Origin of the sequence: Frigoribacterium sp. RIT-PI-h, assembly GCF_001297205.1 — a bacterium.
Taxonomy (GTDB): Bacteria; Actinomycetota; Actinomycetes; order Actinomycetales; family Microbacteriaceae; genus Frigoribacterium.
In genome coordinates this window covers 1-4,132 of sequence record NZ_LHOZ01000001.1, presented here as the reverse complement: position 1 = coordinate 4,132, position 4,132 = coordinate 1, and the positions used below count along the sequence as shown (strand labels likewise).

Here is a 4,132-nt window from a genome sequence, read left to right as displayed (position 1 = left end):
CCTTCCGATCAGCACCGCCCGCCCGCCGTGGCGGCACACCTTCATCGCCCTCAGCGTGCCGAACTTCCGCCTCTGGACGGCGGGCAACGTCGTGGCGATGACCGCCGGGTGGATGCAGCGCATCGCCCAGGACTGGCTCGTGCTCGAGCTGACCGGCAGTGCCACGGCCGTCGGCATCACGGTGGCGATGCAGTTCGCCCCGATGCTCTTCTTCGGCCTGCTCGGCGGAGTGATCGTCGACCGCTTCTCGAAGCGCGCCCTCATGCTCGTCACCCAGAGCGTCTTCGCCGTGCTCAGCCTGGGGCTCGCCGCCCTGACCCTCGCGGGCGTGGTCGAGGCCTGGCACGTCTTCGCCATCGCCTTCGCCACGGGTCTAGTGACCGTCGTCGACAACCCGGCCCGCCAGGTGATCGTCACCGAGCTCGTCGGCCACACGCACCTCCGCAACGCGATCAGCGTCAACTCGAGCGTGTTCCAGCTCGGCGGCATGGTCGGCCCCGCGATCGCCGGCGTGCTGCTGTTGGCGGTCGGCGAGGGCTGGGCCTTCGTCGTCAACGGCGTCGCCTGCCTGGTGGTCGTCGTGATGCTGACGATGCTGCGGACGGCACAGATGACCCGCGTCGCCTCGTCCGCGCGAGGCCGCGGTCAACTGCGGCAGGGTCTCGCCTACGCCCGCTCGAAGCCCACGATCGTCGTGCCCGTGCTGCTCGTCGGCGTCTACGCCGTCTTCGGTCTCACGATGCCCGTGCTGCTGGCGTCGTTCGCGGCGGACGTCTACGACGTCGGGCCGGGTGGCTACGGCCTGTTCAACTCGATGATCGCCGTCGGGGCGCTGACCGGCGCCCTGCTGTCGACGCGGCGTGCGACGATCCGGCTGCGCACCATCGTGCTGGGCGTGCTCGTCACAGGCGTGCTGCAGGCCGTCGCCGGGTCGATGCCGTCGCTCGTGCCGTTCGCCGTCGTGCTCGTCGGGGTCGGGCTCGCCTCGCTGCTGTTCTTGACGGCCGCGAACCAGTTGGTGCAGATGTCGAGCAACATCGCGATCCGGGGGCGCGTCATGTCGCTGTACATCCTCGTGCTGCTCGGCGGGCAGGCGATCGGCGGACCGCTCATGGGCGTGATCGTCGAGACCTTCGGCACGCACGTCGGCATGATCGTCTCGGGCGGCGTGCCCGCCGTCGCCGCTGCCGTCACGGCACTGGTGCTCGCCCGCCGGGGGCAGTTGACCCTGCAGGTGCGCACCCGCTGGCACGTGCCGGTCGTCACGATCGAGCAGCGCTAGGCAGGGCTGGCGTCAGGGCCGCGTGCCACGGGTGAGAGCCGCGACGACGTCACCCATGAGATCGCCGGCGGCCTGCTCGCCCGTGGCCGGCCAGTCGAAGGCGACGCCGAGGGTGATGCAGATGAGCACGCGGGCCAACGTCCGTGGCTCGAGCCCGGTCACCTGGACGGCCTGCCCCTGGAAGACCTCCTCGACGAGACCGTGCAGGGCGTCGAGCACCTCACGGCGCTGACGGACGAAGTCGGCCATCACCTCGGGGTGCGCGAGGGCGTGGGCCCGGAACTCGCTCATCAAGGCGAAGTCCTCGACCTGTCCGGGGCCGTAGGGCGCGAACGCCGTGCCGATCTTCTCGGGCAACTGGTCGAGCGAGGTGCCCGGGAAGAACATGCCCTGCAGGGCGTCGAGGGCACCGTCGGTCTCGCGACGCATGAGGCTGCGGACGAGATCGTCCTTCGAGGAGAAGTTCGAGTAGACCGCGCCCTTGCTGAACCCGGCGGCCCGCGCGACGTCGTCGAGGGTGGTCGCGTGGACCCCGCGTCGCGAGAACAGGTCACCCGCCGCGTCGAGCAGTCGTTGCTTGACCTCGGCTCGTGGGATGCGGGGAACCGGAGCCCCGGCGCTGGTGGCCATGCAGCGACCCTAACGGGTGCGGGTGATCCTCAGAAGTCACCCGCACCGCCCCCGGAGAAGCCCCATACCGGCGGGTATCGAAGCGCTACCATCGTGATCGCCTGGTGAACCCGAAGCATCAGGAGACCGCGCGGGTGCGCGACCGTCCGACCCTCACCACGTCGTCAGGTCGGGCGCGCACCCCGCACCCCACCCGTCGTCCGGGGTCGTCCCCGAGGGCGCGACCCGCGCCTCCTGGTGTCGACCGCGACCAGCGTCAGATCGCGGTGCGTCGCGCCGAGCCCCCGAAGCCGATCGAGACGTCGAGGCGCCAGGCCTTCGGCTCACCCGACACGTGGGTCGTGCCCACGAAGCGCAGCCGGTCGCCGGCGCCGAGGCTCAGCACCCCGTGCACGTCGAGGTTCTCGCCGAGCCGGAAGACGATCTCGTGCTCGTCGAGCAGCTCGTCGTCGACCGTGGCGCCGAAGGTGGCGCCGTCGAACTTCACCGGCACGTCACGGAACACCAGTGACGGCGGCTCGTCGGACCAGTCCGCCACCTCGGGCACCCGCCCCGCGACGATGCGGGCGTCCACGACGCCGTCGTCTCCGAGCGTGACCGAGGAGGCGCGCAGGTCGATGCCGAGGTCGTCACCGTCGATGCGAAAGCGGTTCTCCACGGTCCCACGCTACCCAGCACGGGCCCCGGGTGGAATGGCCGGGCCGGGTCCGGGGTTCGCCCGGTCATGAAGAAGCGCATCGGGTTCCTGTCGTTCGGTCATTACCAGGACGTGCGCGGCTCGGCGACGCCGACCGCCCGGGAGGCGCTGGTCCAGTCGATCGAGCTGGCCGAGGCCGCGGAGGAGATCGGCGTCGACGTGGCCGCCGTGCGCGTGCACCACTTCGTGCGCCAAGCCGCCAACCCGTTCCCGCTGCTCGCGGCGATGGCCGCACGCACGAGCCGCATCGAACTCGGCACCGGCGTCATCGACATGCGCTACGAGAACCCGCTCTCGATGGCGGAACAGGCCGCGGCCGCCGACCTGATCAGCGCGGGTCGCCTGCAGCTCGGCGTCAGCCGTGGATCACCCGAGCCCTCCCTGCGGGGCTATAAGGCGTTCGGCCACGTCCCCCTCGAGGGTGAGAGCGACGCCGACCTCGCCCGCCGGCACACCGAGCTGTTCCGCGCGGCGATCGACGGCGCCGACGTCGCCGAGTCCGACCCGAAGATGACCGGCTGGTCGCACGGCCTCTCGGTCGAGCCGCACTCCCCCGGCCTCGGCGAGCGCATCTGGTGGGGGTCGGGCAGCCGCTCGACCGCCGTCTGGACCGGCGAGCAGGGCATGAACCTGATGAGCAGCACCCTGTTGACCGAGGACACCGGGGTGCCGTTCGACGAACTGCAGGCCGAGCAGATCGCGCTGTACCGCGAGGCCTACCGCGCCGCCGGTCACACCCGTGAGCCGCGGGTGTCGGTCAGCCGGAGCGTGATCCCGATCACGACCGACGAGGACCGACGCTACTTCGGCGTCCGGGCCCAGGCCGACTCGCAGGACCAGGTCGGGCTGCTCGACGGCGTCCAGTCGCGGTTCGGCAAGAGCTACGTGGGCGAACCCGACGTCATCGCCGAGCAGTTGGCGGCCGACGCCGCGGTGCGGGACGCCGACACGATCCTGCTGACCGTGCCGAACCAGCTCGGGGTGGCCTACAACGCCCGGTTGCTGCAGACGGTGGCCGTCCACGTCGCCCCGGCGTTCGGCTGGGAGCCGAACCTGGCCCGCGCGAGCTGAGCCGCGCCTCCTCGGCTGCCGTCACGGGCTGCGGTAGACAAGGGGCATGTTCACCGACCTGCCCGAGCCCGCCCTGCGGGAGTACCGCAGCACCCAGACCGACCCCGACGACTTCGACGCGTTCTGGGCGACGACGCTCGCCGAGACCCGGGCGCACCCCCTCGACCTGCGGGTCGAACCGGTCGACACGGGGCTGACGACGGTCGACGTGTACGACGTGACCTTCGCCGGGTGGGCGGGTCAACCAGTTCGGGCCTGGCTGCGCGTGCCCGCCGGAGCGGAGGGACCGTTGCCGGCGGTCGTCCAGTTCGTCGGCTACGGCGGCGGACGCGGCGCCGCCGTCGAGAACCTGTTCTGGTCGTCCGCCGGGTTCGCCCACCTGCAGATGGACACCCGGGGCCAGGGCGCGGGGTGGAGCCTCGGCGCCACCCCCGACCCCGACGGTTCGGGCC

General features: G+C 71.5%; 5 protein-coding genes. 3 read left to right on the top strand and 2 right to left on the bottom strand.

Annotation, left to right across the window (positions count from 1 at the left end):
- A partial coding sequence (locus AEQ27_RS00025) for an MFS transporter (protein WP_235450915.1) occupies positions 1–1,282 on the top strand: 1,282 nt, incomplete at its 5' end.
- Positions 1,283–1,294: 12 nt separating this feature from the next.
- Here the strand turns inward: AEQ27_RS00025 and AEQ27_RS00020 are convergent.
- The gene (locus tag AEQ27_RS00020; RefSeq protein WP_054144827.1) at positions 1,295–1,912 is read right to left on the bottom strand and encodes a TetR/AcrR family transcriptional regulator; all 618 of its coding nucleotides are present in this window, start codon (positions 1,910–1,912) and stop codon (positions 1,295–1,297) included.
- 256 nt (positions 1,913–2,168) lie between these two features.
- Positions 2,169–2,570 carry a hypothetical protein gene (locus AEQ27_RS00015; RefSeq protein WP_054144826.1) on the bottom strand — a complete coding sequence of 134 codons (402 nt, stop codon included), beginning with the start codon at positions 2,568–2,570 and terminating at the stop codon, positions 2,169–2,171.
- A 66-nt stretch (positions 2,571–2,636) separates the two neighbouring features.
- On the opposite strand from AEQ27_RS00015, the gene AEQ27_RS00010 reads away from it, so the two are divergent.
- Positions 2,637–3,680, top strand: a complete 1,044-nt coding sequence (locus AEQ27_RS00010; protein ID WP_054144825.1) for an LLM class flavin-dependent oxidoreductase — start codon at positions 2,637–2,639, stop codon at positions 3,678–3,680.
- Between the two features lie 46 nt (positions 3,681–3,726).
- On the top strand, positions 3,727–4,132 hold a 406-nt coding region (locus tag AEQ27_RS00005), incomplete at its 3' end, for an acetylxylan esterase (protein WP_161805417.1).

Bases quoted from the DNA above. Each gene is read 5' to 3' on its own strand.
- AEQ27_RS00020 (WP_054144827.1), bottom strand. From the start codon at position 1,912: ATGGCCACCAGCGCCGGGGCTCCGGTTCCCCGCATCCCACGAGCCGAG.
- AEQ27_RS00010 (WP_054144825.1), top strand. From the start codon at position 2,637: ATGAAGAAGCGCATCGGGTTCCTGTCGTTCGGTCATTACCAGGACGTG.